Raw genomic sequence first — 18,181 nt, forward strand, 5'->3', positions numbered from 1 at the left:
GTTTTTGCGTGTTGTTTTTGTGTTTTGTGGTGGTGTTTTTTTTTGTTTTTTTTGGGGGGGGTGGGGGTTTTTTTTTTTTTTTTTTGGGGGGGGGGGGGGGGTGGGGGGGCGGGGGCCGGGGGGGGGGGGGGGGGGCGCCGCACGGGACAGCTCCCGAACGGAAATACCAAGCGCTTGTTCGGCTTTCGCGCCCGGCCGCGAGATTCGCCGGGAATGCCGCTTCGGGTGGCGGTGCCGCGCCCGTGCGGTTAAGCTCGTGCCGAGTTTCGAATCCGCCTGTCTACCTGGATGTTTGACCATGTCCGGGGCATGGCGTGCTGGTAAATCTCTCCTTGTGGTCGGGGGCTTGAGTGCGGGAGTTGGCAGTGGCTTCGCCGAGCGTCGATGCCGGTATCCGTACCGGTCGTTCCGCCTATGTGGCGCTGGCGGTGAGTGCGGTGGTGACGGGCGGCCTCGCGGTCGCGGCCGTTCTCTCGGCACCCGCCGGTTTCCGTGTCCCCTCGAGTTTCGGCGCTGGTGTCGCCGTTGTCGTCGTGTGCGCCGCGGTCGTCGCGGCCGTGCACTATCGCGAGCGCGCGGCCGCATACCGCGCCGCGGCCGAACGGGCGGACGAGACCATCGCGGCCGCGAATGCCGAGGCCGCCGCCCGCGTCGCGGCCGCCGAAACCGCGTCCGAAACGTATGCGCGGGAGGTGAAGCGTAGCGAGGCCCGCCGGGCGGCGGCCCTGGCGGCCTTCGCCGGCGCCGCGGGCCGGATGCAGGCCATCAGCACCAGCATGCTGGCGGAACTGCGCGAGATGGAACATCGGCACGGGGATCCGCGGGTGCTCGCCGACCTGCTGCAGCTGGATCATCGCACCGCCCAGGCGGGCCGGCTGGCCGACAGCATCGCCGTGCTCAGCGGCGCGCGGACCGGTCGGCGCTGGGCCAAACCCATTGCCATGGAATCGATTCTGCGCGGCGCCATGGGCCGGATCGCCGGGTATCAGCGGGTCCGGCTGCGCGCCATTGCCGGTGCGGGGATCGCCGGTCACGCCGCCGAGGGTGTCATGCACGCCGTGGCCGAACTACTGGACAACGCGTGCAACTTCTCCCCGCCCACGACCGAGGTGCACGTGTACGCCGCGGAGGTGCCCGCCGGGGTGGTGATCACCATCGAGGACAGCGGCCTGGTCATGAGCGAGTCCGCACTGCGCCGCGCCGAACGGGCTGTCTCGGGGGCGGACGCCGAAGGGCGTGGGGGAGTAGATCTTTCGTCCCTGAGCGGGACGAGGCTGGGTCTCGCGGTGGTCGGACACCTGGCGCGCAAGCACGGCCTCACGGTGTCGTACCGGCCGTCGGCCATCGGCGGCACGGCGGTGGTGGTGATCGTCCCGCGCGACCTGATCACGCAGGTCGACCGCACGACCGTGACCGGTACTCACGCCGTGGTATCGATGGGCGACGACACCCGCCGCCTGCCGAGCCGACGCCGGGAAGACGCCCTCGCCGCGCCGCCGCGCGCCGGTAATGCGCTGTCCGCCAACCCATCGGCCGACAGCGTCGCCCCGAATCGCGCACCGACCGCCGAGCCATCGCCCGGCAGAGGGGCAATGACCGGTGGGTTGACCGGCAGCCGATCGCCCGAAGGCAACCGGCTGCCCAAGCGCCGCCGGGGCGACACCCTGGCGTCGGCCCATCCGGGGGGCCTGCCGAATCCGGGTATTCCGGCGAATCCGGCCGGGCCGAGCCGGGAGGCAGCGTCGCCGCCCGCGAAATCGTCCGCACTGGGCGCCTTCCAACGCGCCCTGTCCGGCCGCGACACCGTGACCGGAACCCCTTCTGCCGCAGTGGAGAACGATCTATGACAACGTCCGCCCCCGCACAGCTGGGCTGGTTGCTCGAACAGCTGCTGACCCGCACCCCGCAGACCCGGCACGCCCTGCTGCTGTCCAGCGATGGACTGAAGATCTGCCATTCCCCGGAGTTGTCGGCCGACAAGGCCGATCAGCTCGCCGCCATCGCCGCCGGAATCCAGAGCCTCTCGCACGGGGCATCCGCCGAATTCGGTTCCGGCCGTGCCGGTGTGCGGCAGTCGATGACCGAGTTCTACGGTGGCATTCTGTTCATCGTCGAGGCCGGTATGGGCGCGCACGTCGCGGTCGTCGCGGCCGAGGACGCCGACGCCGGCCTGGTCGGCCACAATATGCGCGAGCTGGTGGAGCAGGTCGGGGAGTATCTGGCGGCCGCCCCGCGCGACCGGGGCGTGCCGTGACCACCTCGATTCGAGACGAGGATCCGGACCGCCTCTACACGCTGACCGGAGGCCGCAGCCAGCCCGACTCCGAGGCGTTCGATCTGGTGACTCTGGTTGTGAGCGAATGCGATCCGGCGCCCGGCATGCAGTCGGAGCTGGCCGCGATCCTGGACCTGTGCCGGGCCCCGACCGCCGTGGTCGAGATCGCGGCGGAGCTGCGGCTGCCGGTCGGCATCGCCACGATCCTGCTCGCGGACCTGCTGGCCGCGGGAAAGATCACGGTGCGACACCCCCAGCCCGCCGCCGACCTGCCCGGCACCTGGGCCTCGGTCACCGACGCCGCCACCCTGGAGAAGGTACTCGTTGGACTTCGTAAGCTTTGATCCGTCACCGGCTCGGGCCGACGCGCCGCTCAGCGGCTCCGCGCGGCACGGCCTCAAGATCGTCGTCGTCGGCGGTTTCGGCGTCGGGAAGACGACGCTGGTGCGCTCGGTCAGCGAGATCCGCCCGCTCAACACCGAGGCGGCGATGACGGATGCCGGTGTGGGCGTGGATGTTCCGATCGGCGTGCCGGGCAAGACGACCACCACGGTCGCCTTCGACTTCGGCCGCATCACCCTGGACGACGAGCACGTGCTGTACCTGTTCGGCGCGCCCGGCCAGGAGCGGTTCTGGTTCCTGTGGGACCGCCTGTTCGCCGGGTCGCTGGGCGCGGTGGTGCTGGTCGACCCGCGGCGCATCGCCGACTGCTGGTACGCCGTCGACCGGCTGGAGCACCAGGGCACGCGATTCGTGTTGGCCTGCAACGACTTCGGCATCGAATCGTTCCATCTGGACGAGGTCCGCGACGCGCTGGACCTGGACCCGCACGTGCCCTTGCTGAGCTGCGACGCGCGCTCCCGCGAATCGTCCAAGCGCGTGCTGATCTCGCTGGTCGAACACCTCCACGCCGCCGCCCGCACCCCGGAGACCGCGTCATGACCGTGCCCGAACTCGAGACGGGCGCCACCGGCTGCCCGATCCGCACCGAATCCGCGCTGGTGCCGCTGAGCGGCCCGCGCTTCCACACCGACCCGCACCGGCTCTACACCGAGATGCGCAGCGATCACGGGCCGGTGGTCGCGGTCGAGCTGACCGGCGGCATCCCGGCCTGGCTGGTAATCGGCTACCGCGAACTGCATCAGGTGACCAGCGATCCGGAGCTGTTCCCCCGCGACGTCGGGCTGTGGAATCAGTGGCCGCATATCCCGGCGGACTGGCCGCTGCTGCCGATGGTGGGGCAGCCCATGCCGTCGATCTACTTCACCGCCGGCGCCGAGCATCGCCGCCACGTCGAGATGGTGGAACCCGCGCTGGAGACGGTCGACCCGTTCGAATTGCGCCGCACCTGTGAGGATTTGGCCGACCGGCTGATCGACGCCTTCTGCGGGCGCGGCGAGGCCGACCTGATGGCCGAGTTCGCCGAACTGCTGCCGGCGCTCGCGCTCGCGCGGGTGCTGGGCATTCCGGACGCGGAGGCGCCGGAGCTGGCGTGGACGATGAAGACGCTGGCCGACGGCGGGGCCGAAGCGCAGACGGCCTACCAGCGTTTCCACGAGCTGATGCGACGGCTGGTGGCGATCAAGCACGACCGCCCCGGGCCCGATCTGGTGTCGGTGATGCTGCGGTCGCCCGAGCCGTTCACCGACGAGGAGTACGCACTCGACCTGCAGGCCATCATCGCCGCCGGGCATCTGCCCAGCGCGGACTGGCTGGTGAACTCGCTGCGGCTGATGCTCACCGACGAGCGTTTCGCGGCGGCCTTCGGCGGCGGCCGGCGCAGCGTGGGGCAGGCGATGAACGAGGCGCTGTGGGAGGACACGCCCACCCAGATCCTCGCCGGGCGCTGGGCCGCGCGCGATACCCGGCTGGCGGACAAGGTGATCCATCGCGGCGACATGCTGCTGCTGGGCCTGGCCGCCGCCAATGCCGACCCGCACGTGCGTCAGCACGTCGCCGACACCGAGCCCGCGCACTCGGGTAACAGCGCGCACTTCGCGTTCAGTCACGGTGAGTACCGCTGCCCGTTCCCGGCGCAGCAGATCGCCGAGATCATCGCCCGGACCGGCATCGAGGTGCTGCTGGATCGGCTGCCCGACATCGATCTGGCGGTGCCGGTGGGCAGCCTGGTGCGCCGGCCGTCGCCCTTCCTGCGCGGAATGACTTCTCTCCCAGTCCGTTTCACTCCTGTTCGTGCGGTCGGAGGTTTGTCGTGAGCGCGCAGTGTCCCTTGGTTGTCGACCCGATGATCGGCGATCTGGCCGGAGAAACCGCCCGGCTGCGGGCGGCCGGTCCGGTCACCCGTCTCGAATTGCTCGGCGTGCCCGCGTGGACGGTCACCGATCATGCCCTCGCCCGGCAACTGCTGGTCGATCCGCGGCTGGTCAAGGACATCGGCGCGTGGTCGCTGTGGTCGTCCGGGGTGGTGACCCGGCAGTGGCCGCTGATCGGCATGATCGACGCCGGGCGGTCCATGTTCACCGTCGACGGCGCCGAACACCGCCGATTACGCATCAAGACCACGCAGGCACTGACGCCGCGGCGACTACAAGCGTTGCGGCCCAAGATCGAACGGTTCACCACCGAACTGCTCGACGACCTCGCGGCCGCCGCCGGCGACGAACCCGTGGATCTCAAGGCCGTGTTCGCCTACCCGCTGCCGATGCGGGTGATCAGCGAACTGATGGGGGTGCCGCGCTCGGACCATCCGATGCTGCTGGACGCCTACAAGAAATTCTTCTCCCTGCTGACCCCGCAGGACGAGCGGTTACGGCTGATCGAGGACCTGGACGTCTATTACTACGACATGGTCCGCAAGAAGACCGCCGACCCCACCGACGATCTCACCACCGCGCTGATCCAGGCCGACGAAGGCGGCGAGCCGCTGACCGAGGAAGAAGTGGTCGGCAATCTGAAGGCCCTGGTGGCCGCCGGGCACGAGACGACCGTCAGCCTCATCCTCACCACCGTGCGAGCCCTGCTGACCCACCCGGACCAGTTCGACAAGGTCCGCAGCGGCGATATCGAGTGGAAGCAGGCGATCGAGGAGACGCTGCGCTGGGACGGCCCGGTGATCCACCTGCTCATGCGATTCGCCACCGAGGACATCGCCGTCGGCGACGTGGTCATCGAGAAGGGCGAGGGCGTGGTGATGTCGTACCGCGCGATCGGCCGCGACACCGCCGTGCACGGCCGCGACGCCGACGAATTCGATCTGACCAGGCCCACGGCCGGACGCCACATCTCCTTCGGCTACGGCCCGCACGTGTGCCCCGGCGCCGCGCTCGCCCGGCTGGAGGCCGCGATCGCGTTGCCTGCCCTGTTCGATCGCTTCCCCGCCTTGCGTCTCGCCGGGCCGGTCGAACAGATCCGCAATCTGCCGGTGCTGACGCAGAACGATCTCGCGGGATTTCCCGTGCGGTTGGGCTGACCCGGGATTCGTGCCGTGATGCGGGCCGGTTGCCATGACAGACTGGTGCCCGTGAGCGAGCTGGTGAGCGAATTATCGACACGAGAGACCGCGCGCGGCGCGGCGGCGGAGTCGCCGGGTGAGGCCGGACGCGGGTGTGCGGCACGGCCCGGCGTGGGGGAGGCGACGCGGTGAGCGAGGAGACGAATCCGCCTGCGGCGCAGAGTGATTCGGGTAAGTCACTGCCCGATCGGGGGGTGGTGATCGGCACCGGGCTGCTCTGGCTGGCGAAGTGGTCGGTGTGCATCGTGGCGGTCGCGGCGGGGGCCTGGGTGCTGGCCTATCTCGTCGCCAAGCTGTGGGTGGTGGTGCTGCCGGTGCTGCTGGCGCTGGTCGTCGCGACCGTGCTGTGGCCGCCGACCCGCTGGCTCACCCGCCATCGCTTCCCGCCGGCCGCGGCGGCCGCGACCTCGGTACTCGGCTTTCTCGCGTTGTTCTCCGGAATCATCGCGCTGATCGTGCCGTCGGTGGTGGACCAGGCGCCGGAGCTGGCCGATCGGTCCAGCGCCGGTATCCACCAGGTGCAGGACTGGTTACAGGGCCCGCCGCTGAACATCCGGCAGGAGCAGCTGGATTCGGCGGTGGACGCGATCGTGAGCCGGCTGCAATCCAGCTCCGAGCGGATCGCGTCGGGCGTCTTCAGCGGGGTGAGTACGGCCACCTCGACGGTGGTCACGCTGTTCCTGGTGCTGATCCTGACCTTCTTCTTCGTCAAGGACGGGCCGCGGTTCCTGCCGTGGCTGCACGCGCTGCTGGGAAGCCGGGGCGGCCGCCATTTCGAGGAGGTGCTGAACCGGGTCTGGGTCACGCTGGGCGGATTCATCCGGACCCAGGCGCTGGTCAGTCTGATCGATGCGGTCTTCATCGGGGCCGGTCTGGTCATCCTGCACGTGCCGCTGGCGATGGTGCTGGCGGTGATCACCTTCATCGGTGGTTTCGTGCCGATGGTCGGCGCATTCGTCGCGGGGGCGCTGGCGGTGCTGGTCGCGTTGGTGGCCAACGGTTTCACCACGGCGCTGATCGTGCTCGGCATCATCATCGCGGTCCAGCAGATCGAGGGCAACGTGCTGCAGCCGGTGCTGCAGAGCCGCAGCATGAAGCTGCACGCGGTCATCGTGCTGCTCGCCGTCACCGCCGGTGGTTCGATCTTCGGGATCGTCGGCGCCTTTCTCGCGGTGCCGGTCGCCGCCGTGGTGGCCGTGGTGATCCGCTACGTCGGTGAGCAGATCGACCTGCTGACCACGCCGCCGCCCGGGGAGGAACCGAACAAGATCGTGCCGAGTTCGGAGTGAAAATCCCACCTGTACAGCCGATTCCGGTATTCGTGGCCGCCGCGAGCCTTACACTCGCGGCGTGACCATTCCGAGCGAATCCATCGGCAGCATCCCCCGACCCGCCGACCTGCTCGACGCGCTGGCGGCGTACCGATCCGACGACCTGGACGCCGCGGCCCTTGCCGAACGGCAGCGGCGTGCGGTCGCCGACACCATCGACAGCCTGGTCGCCCTCGGCTCCCCGGTGGTGACCGACGGCGAGCAGGCCAAACCCAGCTTCGCCACCTATCCGATCGCGGACCTGCCCGGCCTGGCGCCCGACGGCGTGGTGATCCCGTTCGCCGACGGGCATCAGCGGCAGCTGCCCCGGCTCACCGCGGGCCCGTTCCGCTATCAGGTCTACGCCGAGAGTTATCTGCGTGCCGCACAACAACATTCGCCGGTCCCGGTGAAGCAGGCGGTGATCGCGCCGTCCGCGCTGAGCCTGCTCTATCCCGCCGACGGCATCGACGGCTACCCGCGCGAGGCGTTCCTGGCGGACCTGGCCGACGAGGCCGAGCGGGATATCCGCGGCTGCCTCGACGCGGGTGCGCACCGGGTGCAGCTGGACTTCACCGAGGGGCGGCTGTCGTTGAAGCTGGACCCCAGCGGCGGCGTGCTCGACAGCTTCATCGAGCTGAACAACACTGTGCTGCAACGCTTCTCGGAAGCAGAGCGGGCCCGCATCGGGGTGCACACCTGCCCCGGCGGTGATCAGGACTCCACCCACAGTCTCGATGTCGACTATCCGGCCCTGCTGCCGAAACTGTTGCAGTTGCGGGCCGGAGCGTTCTACGTGCAACTGGCCAGCGAGCCGGACCCGGACAAGGTCCTCGGCGTCATCGCCGAATACCTGCCCGCCGGTGTCACCGTCTTCGTGGGCGTCACCGACCCGATCGATCCGCGAGTGGAGACCGCGGAGCAGGTCCGCGACCGGGTGCTGAACGCCGCGCGCTACCTGCCGGTGGATCGGCTGGGCACCTGCGACGACTGCGGTTTCGCGCCGTTCGCCGACGACATGTCCACCTCCCGCGAGACCGCGTTCGCGAAGATCCGCGCTCGCCTCGAGGGCACCGCGCTGGCGGCCGAGCAACTGGGCGTCTGATCGGTGGTTGTCGCCACCCTCACCGGGCGCGGTGCGCGGTGAGGGTGGCGGCGTAGCGGCTGAGCCGGTCCGGTCGCAGGTCGTCGCGGCCGACGTCGGGGTCGCCGTATCGGAAGATGCCGTCGTGGGCGAGGGCGGGCAGGCGGGGTTCGTCGAGCGTGTCGGCGGCGAAACGGTAGAGCTGTGGCAGTTTCGGGAGGATCAGGCCGTAATCGATGGTGCGGGCCGCTCGCCCCTCCAGTGCCAGGATGTCCTGGATCGTGGTGTCGTGCAAGGGATATCGTTCGGGGAATACGTTGCGCAGATCCAGGAACATGCGCACGGCGCCGCGGCGCGGATCGGCGATATGCCGGGCCGTGCGCCCGAGCCTGCCCAGCGCCAGCGCGGGCCGCTCGGCGAGGGCCTGGGTGAACAGGACCCGCACGAGCGTCACGTTCATCATGAAGCGTTCGGCCGGTAGCTCGGCGGTGGCCAGCGCTTCGTTGTCCAGGTAGCCGGTGACGACGCTGCGATTGTGGGCCCGATACCAGGTGGTGGGGGAGGGCGCGGTGAGGAATTCGAGCCAGCCCCGCACCGCCGGGGCCGTCGCCTCGGCGCCCGCGTCCCAGAGCAGCCGGGCGGTCAGCTTGTCGCGCAGCAGCCGATCGTTGATCGCCCGCCACCACGGGCTGCCGGATGTCGGATGCAGGACGCCGCGCCCCAACTCCCAGCGCAGGAAGGTCAATTCGGCCCGCTGATAATCCGGAACCCGATCCGGGTAGAACTCCGCGGCCAGCCGCAACCGATCTTCCGGCCGCAGATGGGCATTCGCGACCCGCGCGGCCGCGTGCCCGGTGGCCTGGTCGAGATCCATTGCCGCATACTCTACCGCCGCCCCGCCTCCCGCCCCGCGCACGGCGCGGGACTCGATTGGCAGCGCGGACTCGGTTGGCGGTGCGGGGCTCGCTTGGCGGGCGGCCGCGGACTCGGTTGGCGGCGCGGGACTCAGAGGGAGTGGACGCGGTCCTTCACGGGGCGGAGGGGGGTGGTTTCGTCGGGGAGGATTTCGGGAGGTGCGGGAGGGTGGGTCTTGTTGCGCCGCAACCAGGTCGGGGCCCACCAGCAGGCTTCGCCGAGCAGTTTCATGGTGGCGGGGACGAGCAGGACGCGGAGGATGGTGGCGTCGATGAACAGCGCCGCCACCATGCCGACCGCGATGTACTGCATCATCACCAGGTCCGACAGGGCGAAGGCGCCCGTCACCACGAGCAGGATCAGCGCCGCCGCGGTGATGATCCGGCCGGTGCCGGCGACACCGGTGCGGATCGCCTCGGTGGTCGACGCGCCCGCCGCGCGCGCCTCGACGATGCGGGCGAGCAAGAAGATCTCGTAGTCGGTGGACAGCCCGTAGACAACCGAGATGATCAGCACCAGTACCAGCGACATGATCGGCTGTGGCGTGAAGCCCAGCAGCCCGGCGCCGTGCCCTTCGACGAAGATCCAGGTCAGAATGCCGAGGGTGGACCCGAGGCCGAGCAGATTCAGCAGGCCCGCCTTCAATGGCAGTACCAGGGAGCCGAAGGTCAGGAACATCAGGACGGTGGTGGCCAGGAAGACCAGCGCCACCATCAGCGGCATGCGCGCCAGCAGCGCGTCGACGCTGTCCTTCTCCACGGCCGGTTGCCCGCCGACCATCAGCTCGGTGCCGCTCGGCAGCGGCATGGACCGCAGATAATCGATGGTCGCGTCGGCGTCGGCGTCCGCGGCGAGCACGGTGTTGGTGGTGAAGACGCTGGACTGCGCCGGACGCTGCAGCAGCGCGGGGAACGGCGCGGCCAGCCCCGGCGCCCGATTCGCCTGTGCCAGTACCGTTTCGACGTTGCGGGTGTCGTAGGTGATCAGGACCAGGTCGACGGGATCGATCTGGCGTAGCGGGAAGATCTCGTCGAAGTGCTGCTGCGCGAGCCGGGTCGGGTGTTCCGGCGGCAGGAACCGTTCGCTGATGGTGCCGAAGGTGACGTTCGCGACCGGCGCGATGAGCAGCAGCAGCGCCGCGCACACCGGAATCGCCACGGCCAGTGGTCTTTTCATCACCTGTCCGGCGATCCGGCCCCAGATGTTGCCGTCCCGCACCGCATCCGGGGGACCCACCTTGCGGAATCGGTCGAAGCCCAGCCAGTCCACGCGGCGGCCGAGCACTGCGAGCAGCGCCGGCAGTACGGTGACGGCGGTGAGCGCCGCCAGCGCCACGGTGACCATCGAACCGTAGGCGAACGAGCGCAGGAAACCCTGCGGGAACAACAGGATTCCCGCCGCCGCGGAGATGACGATGGTCGCCGAGAAGATCACGGTGCGCCCCGCGGTCGACACGCTGCGCCGCACCGCGTCCGGGACATCGCGCCCGGCGGCGAGTTCCTCGCGGAAGCGACTGACGATGAACAGTCCGTAGTCGATCGCGAGCCCCAGCCCGATCATCGAAACGACGGGGGAGACAAACGAATTCACTTCCGTCACGGTGGTGAGCAGGCGAATGATGCCCCACGCCGCGCCCACCGTCAGGCCGCCCACGATCAGCGGCAGTGCGGCCGCCACCACGCCGCCGAACACGAAGAACAACAGCACCGCCACGGCCGGGATCGCGAACAGCTCCATCCGCTGCTGGTCGTGGGTCATGGTGTCGTTGAGCGCGCCCGCGACCGCCTGACCGCCCGCCACTTCCATCCGCACGCCGGGAATGTCGAAGGAAGACTTCACTTTCCGGAAGTTGCGCATCGTCTCGGTGTCGTTGCCGCCGCTGATGGCGACGGAGGCGAACGCGTGCTGCTTGTCCGCCGAGCCGAACAGGTCCGGCAGCGTCATCCCGGTATCGGTGGGCCAGTACGCCCCGTTGATCCTGGCGATCTCGGCGGGATGGCGCTGCGGCAGGCTGTTCAAACTCTCCACGACCGTGCGCGCGAATGCCGGATCGTCGATGGTGCCGCCCTCGGGGGCGTGGTACAGCAGGATCACGTCGGCGCTGTGATCATGGCCGAAGACCTGGTCCTTCACCCGCGCGGCCTGCGCCGACTCCGAGGTCGGGTCGTCCCAGCCGCTGGAACTGAGATGGTCGCCCAGCCCGAGACCGTAGGCGCCGAGCGCGAGCAGGCCGAGCACGGTCACGCCGATCACCGTGAAGCGCCGCCGTACCACGATTTCTGCCCAGTGCGCGAACTCGGCGAACAATCCGGCTCCCAACCTCCTCGTACGGTTCCAGGGACAAACCATAGGGCCGGAGCGGCGGCGCGTGGACGATCACAATCCCGCGTTAGGTCAGATCACAGTAGCGGACAAGCGGTTTCGTCGAGTTCTACAGAGATCGCGCGGGAGGCGCGCCGACTCCGGCGACCGTCGTACATGCTGGGGCCGATCAGGTCGGCGGTGACGACCTATACAGCGTATCGCCCTGAGGAAAGGCGATCACAAACACCCCGAATCCGGGAGGATGTGCGTGTCGGATATAGCAATTGTGGGAATCGGCTGTCGGTTCGCGGGCGGGATCGACTCGCCCGGCACCTTCTGGGACTTCGTTGTCGAGAAGCGTGACGGCGTCGTCGACATTCCCGCGGACCGGTGGGACTACCGGCGCTACTACGATCCGGAGCCCCGTACGCCGGGCCGCGCCTACACCAAACGCGGCGCGTTCATGACGGTCGACCCGTGGGAGTTCGACCCCGATTTCTTCGGTATCTCGCCGCGCGAGGCCACCGTGCTGGATCCGCAGCAGCGGTTGATGCTCGAGGTGACCTGGGAGGCCCTCGACGACGCCGGGATCGCGGGCCGCGCGGCCGGCGGTTCGGTGGGCGTCTACGTCGGCGGCTTCGTGGTCGACCAGTCGGTCATCGGCGTGGTGGGCCCGGCCCTGTTCCACACCGACATGCACACGCCGGCGAGCGCGTCCTACACCATGCTGTCGAACCGGATCGCCTACGCGCTGAACCTGGTCGGTCCCGCGATCACCGTCGACACCGCGTGCTCGTCGTCGCTGGTGTCGTTCCACCTGGCCTGCCAGGGGCTCGAGAACGGTGATTGCGACGTGGCGCTCGCGGGTGGCGTGAACGTCATGCTGCAGCCGGAGACCTTCGTGCTGATGTGCAAGGGCAGCTTCCTGGCCGCGGACGGCCGCTGCAAGTCCTTCGATGCCGCCGCCGACGGCTACGGCCGCGGCGAGGGCGCCGGCATGGTGGTGCTGAAGAAGCTCGACGCCGCGGTGCGCGACGGCGACCGCATCTACGCGGTGGTCAAGGGCACCGGCTCCAACCAGGACGGGCGCACCACGGCGATCACCGTCCCGAACGTCGATTCGCAGGCCGCGCTCGCCCAGGCCGTGTGCGACCGGTCCGGACTGACACCGGACTCGATCACCTACCTCGAGGCGCACGGCACCGGCACCCTGGTCGGTGACCCGGTGGAGTTGCGCGCGCTGGGCCGGGTCTTCGGCGCGCCGGCCGGTCGCAGCGGCACCGTCGGCGTCGGCTCGGTGAAGGCGACGATCGGGCACACCGAGGCCGCCGCCGGTGTCGCCAGCGTGATCAAGGCCGCGCTGGCGATCCATCACCGCACGCTGCCGCCGCAGGGCTGGCTCGACAAGCCCAACCCGGACATCCCGTTCGACGAACTGGGCCTGCACATCCAGACCGAGGCCCAGCCGCTGGCTCCCGGCGGGCCGGAAATGACCGTGGCCGTCAACGGTTTCGGTTACGGCGGCACCAACGCGCACGCCATCCTGCAGGAGTACCGCGCCGAACCCGCCGTCGCCCCGGCCGCCGCGCCGCGCCGCCACTACGGCATCCTGCCCATCTCGGGCCGCAGCACCGGCGCCGCGCGCGCCCTGGCGGGTCGCTTCGCCGATCTGATCAGCGCGGGCACCGATCCCGAGCATCTCGCCGAGGCGGCGTGGACCCGGATGGCGCACCATCATTTCCGCACCGGTGTGCTCGTCGGGGACACCGACGACCTGGTGCACGACCTGCGCGAGTACGCGAACGGCGAGGGCCGCGACGCGTCGCGCACCATCGTCTCCCGCGCCGCCGAGCCCGTATTCGTGTTCTCCGGCATGGGGCCGCAGCGGTGGGATATGGGCCGCGAATTGCTCACGGCCGGAGGCATTTTCGCCGAGACCGCGAAGGAGATCGACCGCGAGTTCCAGGCGCTGGCGGGCTGGTCGATCATCGAGGAACTGCTGCGGCCGGAGGAAGAGTCCCGGGTGACCACCACCGCGGTGGCGCAGCCGGCCAACTTCCTGGTGCAGGTGGGCCTGGTCCGCGAGCTGGAGCAGTACGGCATCAAGCCCGCCGCCATCGTGGGCCACAGCGTCGGCGAGGTGTCGGCGGCGTACGTGAGCGGGATGCTCTCGCTGTCCGACGCCGTGCTGGTCGCCTACCACCGGGCCCGGCTGCAGGCCGCCACCGCCGGGACCGGCGGCATGCTCGCGGTCGGCCTCGCACCGGATCAGGCGCGCGACCTGGTCGACGGCGATCCGCGCGTGGACGTCGCGGCGATCAACAGCGCCAGTGGCGTCACGCTCTCCGGCGACGAGGAGCGTCTGGACGAGATCGCCGAAAAGCTCACTCAGGACGGAGTTTTCGCGCGCCGGCTGAAGGTGGAGGTGCCTTACCACAGCCGGTTGATGGATCCGATCCTCGACGAACTGCGCACGGCGCTGGCCGAACTGTCCCCGCGGATCCCGACCGTGCCGCTGTACTCGACGGTGACGGGCGGAAAGGTCACCGAGGGCGACTGGGACGGCGACTACTGGTGCGCGAACGTGCGGCAGCCGGTGCGGTTCGCCGCGGCGATCACCGAGTTGCTCGGCGCGGGCAGCCGCGTGTTCCTGGAGATCGGCCCGCATCCGGTGCTGTCGGGCAATGTGCGCGAGGCGCTGTTGAACGCCGACGTCACCGGCACCACGGTGCCGACGCTGGAACGCGACCGGCCCGATTCGGAAAGCCTGCGCCGCAGCCTCATCGGCCTGCACGCCGCCGGTGTGCTCGACCGCGACTTCCTGTTCCCGCCGGAGCGCCCGGCCACCCCGCACGTGCCGGTGCCGCGCTATCCGTGGCAGCGGACCCGGCTGCACGCGCCGCTGCCACTGTTCGAGCAGGCGCGGCTGGGCTCGCCCGGCACCTACGCCATGCTCGGCGACCCGGATGTCGAAGGCCGCCCGAACTGGCTGCTGCAGGTCGGCTCCGAACTGCTGCCCTGGCTGGAGGATCACGTCGTCAACGGGGTCCGCATCATGCCGGGTGCGGGCTACCTGGACGCCGCCCTCAGCGCCGCGGCGACCCAGATCGGCGCGAAACGCGTTGCGGTGGAACAGGTCCGGTTCGTCGCGCCGCTGATCATGGGCGCGCCCGACGTGCCGCTGATGTCGATCACGGTGGAGGAGGCCAGCAGCCGGTTCATGATCCGGTCGCGCAGCGCGACCGGCACGGCGTGGACCGTGCACGCGACCGGGCGGGCCCTGACCGGCAGCCACGAGCCGATCAAGGCCGCGGTGCCGACCATCGACGTCGGGATCGATGTCGATCCGGAGATGTTCTACTCCGGCCTGGCCGCGGCGGGCCTGCAGTACGGCCCGACCTTCCGGCGGGTGACGTCGGTGCGGGTCGGCAGGGACATGGTGCTCGCGACCGTGGACGGCGCCATCGCCGCCGACTCCGGGCATCTCGCCCACCCCGCGGTGGTCGACGCGGCGATGCAGAGCGCGGCGCTGCTGTTCGCCGACGAGCGCATCGACGAGGGCGTCATGGTGCCCGTCGGGGTGGCGGCGGTGCGGTTGCTCGCCGAACTGCCAGAACGGATCACCGTGGTCGCGCGGCGTAGCACGCACGCCCGGCTGCGCGCCGACGTCGACCTGCTCGACGACGAGCAGAACCTGGTGATGCGCCTGACCGGATTGCAGATCGGCGCGCTGAAACCCGGTGACACGCCGCTGCACCGGATGTCCGACTTCTACTACACCGACACCATGGAGCAGCGCGACCCGATCGACCCGGCCGCGCTGCGCGACGCCGGAACGGCCAGCACCGTCGTCGTGGCGCTCGGAAACAGCGGGCGCGCGGGCGAACTCGCGGCCGCGATCCCGGGATCCCGCTTGTACGTGGTGGATTCGGCCGACCCGGATCTGGAGACCGGGCTGGTGGCGAATCTGGCGGCCGCCAAGGCCGACGACACCCAGCGAGTGCACGTGTGCGTCGTCGCCGCGGGGACGGCGTCGCCGGACGATCTGGGCGACCTGAGCGCGCTGTGGACCTTCAAGCGCATCGCGGTCGCCGTGGACGAATTCGCCAACCCGCCCGTGGAGGGCGAATCGCCGCAGAGCGTGTTCGGCGACGGCGCCGTGCACGTCACCCTGGTGACCGAGCGGGCGTTCACCCTGCCGGAGAGCGCGGTCGCGCCCGACCCCGCGCAGTCCGCGCTGGCCGGCGCGCGCCGGGTGCTGCTCAACGAGCAGACGCCGCTGCGGTGGCGCCTGATCGACATCGACGCCGGTACCTCGATCGCGGACCTGGTCACGGAATTGGCTGTGCCGGGCGCGTTCTCGCACGACAACGCTGACGAGGTGCTGTTGCGCGACGGCGTGCGCTGGGCCCCGGTGGTCACCCGACCGCTGCCGGACCGGATGGCCGAACTCGACACCGACGCCCCGCTGACCGACCCCGAGGCCAACTTCACCCTGGAGTTGCCGCGCACCCGCCTGCTGTCCGCGCTGGCCTGGCGCGAATGCCCGCGCCCGGCGCCCGGCCCCGCCGAGATCGAGGTCCGGATGCAGGTCATCGGGCTGAACTACAAGGATCCGCTGAAGGTCATCGGCCTGCTCGGCGAACGCGAGCTGGCGCCGACCTACTTCGGCACGGTGCCCGGCATGGAGGGCGTCGGCACCGTGGTGCGGGTCGGCTCGGAGGTCGACCACGTCGCGCCGGGCGATCTGGTGGCGGTCGCCGCCAAGGGCATGATGCGCCGCTTCGCGCTCATCCCGAAGGAACTGGTCGTCGTGCTGCCGCCCGACGCCGATCCCGGCTACTGCACCAGCACCATCGCCTTCGGCACCGCCGAGTACGGCCTGCTCGACCTGGCCCGCCTGGAGCCCGGCGAGACCGTGCTGATCCACGGCGCGGCCGGAGGTGTCGGCACGGCGGCCATCCAGGTGGCCAAGGCGCGCGGGGCACGCATCATCGGCACCGCGAGCACCGACGAGCGCCGCGCCCACGTGCTGTCACTGGGCGCCGACTACGCGCTGAACTCGCGCTCGCTCAACTTCGTCGACGATGTGCTCGAACTGACCGGCGGCGCGGGTGTGGAGGTCGTGCTCAGCAGCGCTCCCGGCGAGATCCTGCGGCAGAACTTCAACGCCGTCGCGGAATTCGGGCGCATCGTGGAGGTCGGCAAGGCCGACATCTACACCGGCGGCCTGCTGGAACTTTCCAACTTCGACAAGAACGTGGCCTACTTCTCGATGGACCTGGACCGCCTCGTCGCGGTCCGCCCGCAGCGGCTGGCGAACCTGCTGGAACGGGTGTACGAGAAGGTGACCGACGGCACCTACACGCCGCTGCCGTACCGGATGTTCGAGACCGAGGAGGTGGGCAGGGCCTTCGAGGAGACCATCCGCTCCACCGGTCTGACCCGGATCGCGTTGCGGATCGACTCCCCGGAACCGCCCGTGCGGCCGTACCTGCCGGAGGTCGAGATCCGTAGCGACGCAACCTATCTCGTCACCGGTGGCTTCGGTGGCTTCGGCCTCGCGACCGGCCGCTGGCTGACCCTGCGGGGTGCGCGCCGGCTGGTGCTGCTGGGCCGCAGCGGCGCCACCACCGAGGAGGCGCGGCGGCAGCTCGAGGCCTGGCGCACCGTCGGCGTCGAGGTCGTCGAGGAACGGGTGGACGTGACCGACCGCGAGGCGGTCGCGGCGATGGTGGCCCGGGTGCACAGCGAGGAGCGTCCGCTGCGCGGGGTGTTCCACGCCGCGGGCGCGGTGGCCGACAGCCGCATCAGCAAGCTGGAACACGAGCAGCTGGCCAAGGTGTACCTGCCGAAGGTGCACGGCGCCGAGATCGTTCACGACGCGATCGAGGCGGCGGGCATCGAGCTGGACATGTTCGTGCTCTGCTCCTCCGGCGGCTCCATGTACGGCATCTACGGCCAGTTCAGCTACTGCGCGGCCAATGTCGCGGTGGAGCAGCTGGCCGAGCGGTGGTCGCGGGCGGGGGAGCGGGCGCTGTGCATCGGCTGGGGTCACCTGTCCGGTGCGACGGGCGGCATGGCCGCCGACGAGACGGCCTTGAAGTACCTCGATCTGGTCGGCTTCGGCCCGATCGACATGTCCGACGCCACCGCGTACATGGAGCAGACGCTGCGGCTCGGGGCGACCCGGGCGGCGATCATCCCGACCGATTGGGGCAAGCTCACCGGCACGTTCCCGCAGCTGGCCCGGACCGGCCGGACCATCGCGCTGGCACAGGCCTCCGCCAAGGACACCTCCGAACTGGCCCAGCTACACGCCGAACTGGCCGCGATGGAGGAGACCAAGCGCGGTCCGTTCGTGGCGCGCAAGATGGCCGAGGAGCTGGCCGTGGTCATGGGCGTGCCGGTGGATTCCATCGACATGACCGTGCCGGTGCCCGAACTGGGTCTGGACTCGCTGATGGCGGTGGAACTGGGCGCCCGGGTCACCAAGACCCTCGGCATCGACCTGATGTCGCTGCAGATGGGCCGGTCGTTCAGCCTGGAACAGGCCGGTCCGAAGGTCGCCGAGCTGATCCTCGCGCACGACCCAGGCCAGGCGCAGGCGGTGCCGGACGTGTCGGGGATCGCCGCGGGGGCAGTGGCCGAGGGATCGGCGGGCAACGGATCCGGCTCGAACGGATCCGGCGCCAACGGGTCGAACGGCAACGGGGCCAACGGCACTGGGCCGGAAGGCAATGGCGCCGCCCGCGACGCCGTCGTCGCCACGACGGTCGGCTGAGGACCGGCTACCCCACACCGTCCGCAGTATCGAGAAA

Annotated in this window: 12 protein-coding genes; 10 read left to right on the top strand and 2 right to left on the bottom strand. The window is 70.0% G+C overall.

Annotation, left to right across the window (positions count from 1 at the left end):
- Positions 1-365 precede the first annotated feature (365 nt).
- From QH470_RS08375 to QH470_RS08415, 9 genes are all read left to right on the top strand, one after another.
- Positions 366-1,847, top strand: a complete 1,482-nt coding sequence (locus QH470_RS08375; RefSeq protein WP_280271702.1) for a sensor histidine kinase — start codon at positions 366-368, stop codon at positions 1,845-1,847.
- Positions 1,844-2,254 (top strand): roadblock/LC7 domain-containing protein, encoded by a 411-nt coding sequence (locus QH470_RS08380; protein ID WP_280271703.1) that lies wholly within the window; start codon positions 1,844-1,846, stop codon positions 2,252-2,254. Before QH470_RS08375 ends, QH470_RS08380 begins: the two co-directional genes overlap by 4 nt.
- Positions 2,251-2,619, top strand: a complete 369-nt coding sequence (locus tag QH470_RS08385) for a DUF742 domain-containing protein (RefSeq protein ID WP_280271704.1) — start codon at positions 2,251-2,253, stop codon at positions 2,617-2,619. Before QH470_RS08380 ends, QH470_RS08385 begins: the two co-directional genes overlap by 4 nt.
- On the top strand, positions 2,600-3,217 hold the full coding sequence (locus tag QH470_RS08390; RefSeq protein ID WP_280271705.1) for a GTP-binding protein: 618 nt from the start codon (positions 2,600-2,602) through the stop codon (positions 3,215-3,217). Before QH470_RS08385 ends, QH470_RS08390 begins: the two co-directional genes overlap by 20 nt.
- The gene (locus QH470_RS08395) at positions 3,214-4,491 is read left to right on the top strand and encodes a cytochrome P450 family protein (protein ID WP_280271706.1); all 1,278 of its coding nucleotides are present in this window, start codon (positions 3,214-3,216) and stop codon (positions 4,489-4,491) included. Before QH470_RS08390 ends, QH470_RS08395 begins: the two co-directional genes overlap by 4 nt.
- Positions 4,488-5,705 (top strand): cytochrome P450 family protein, encoded by a 1,218-nt coding sequence (locus tag QH470_RS08400; RefSeq protein WP_280271707.1) that lies wholly within the window; start codon positions 4,488-4,490, stop codon positions 5,703-5,705. Before QH470_RS08395 ends, QH470_RS08400 begins: the two co-directional genes overlap by 4 nt.
- Positions 5,706-5,756: 51 nt before the next feature.
- Entirely contained in the window at positions 5,757-5,879 is a 123-nt protein-coding gene (locus tag QH470_RS08405) for a hypothetical protein (RefSeq protein WP_280271708.1), read from the top strand.
- Complete coding sequence (locus QH470_RS08410) at positions 5,876-7,036, top strand: AI-2E family transporter (protein WP_280271709.1); 1,161 nt, start codon at positions 5,876-5,878, stop codon at positions 7,034-7,036. Before QH470_RS08405 ends, QH470_RS08410 begins: the two co-directional genes overlap by 4 nt.
- Positions 7,037-7,097: 61 nt before the next feature.
- Positions 7,098-8,162, top strand: a complete 1,065-nt coding sequence (locus QH470_RS08415) for a cobalamin-independent methionine synthase II family protein (RefSeq protein WP_280271710.1) — start codon at positions 7,098-7,100, stop codon at positions 8,160-8,162.
- Between the two features lie 19 nt (positions 8,163-8,181).
- Here QH470_RS08415 and QH470_RS08420 read toward each other — a convergent pair whose 3' ends face one another.
- A complete protein-coding gene (locus tag QH470_RS08420; protein ID WP_280271711.1) occupies positions 8,182-9,015 on the bottom strand; it encodes a hypothetical protein in 834 nt (277 codons plus the stop codon).
- A 131-nt stretch (positions 9,016-9,146) separates the two neighbouring features.
- Positions 9,147-11,363 carry an MMPL family transporter gene (locus QH470_RS08425; protein ID WP_280271712.1) on the bottom strand — a complete coding sequence of 739 codons (2,217 nt, stop codon included), beginning with the start codon at positions 11,361-11,363 and terminating at the stop codon, positions 9,147-9,149.
- Between the two features lie 265 nt (positions 11,364-11,628).
- On the opposite strand from QH470_RS08425, the gene QH470_RS08430 reads away from it, so the two are divergent.
- Positions 11,629-18,144: a type I polyketide synthase gene (locus QH470_RS08430; RefSeq protein WP_280271713.1), complete on the top strand. Its 6,516-nt coding sequence runs from the start codon at positions 11,629-11,631 to the stop codon at positions 18,142-18,144.
- Positions 18,145-18,181: the final 37 nt, after the last annotated feature.

The organism is Nocardia wallacei, assembly GCF_029868745.1.
Classification (GTDB): Bacteria; Actinomycetota; Actinomycetes; order Mycobacteriales; family Mycobacteriaceae; genus Nocardia; species Nocardia wallacei_B.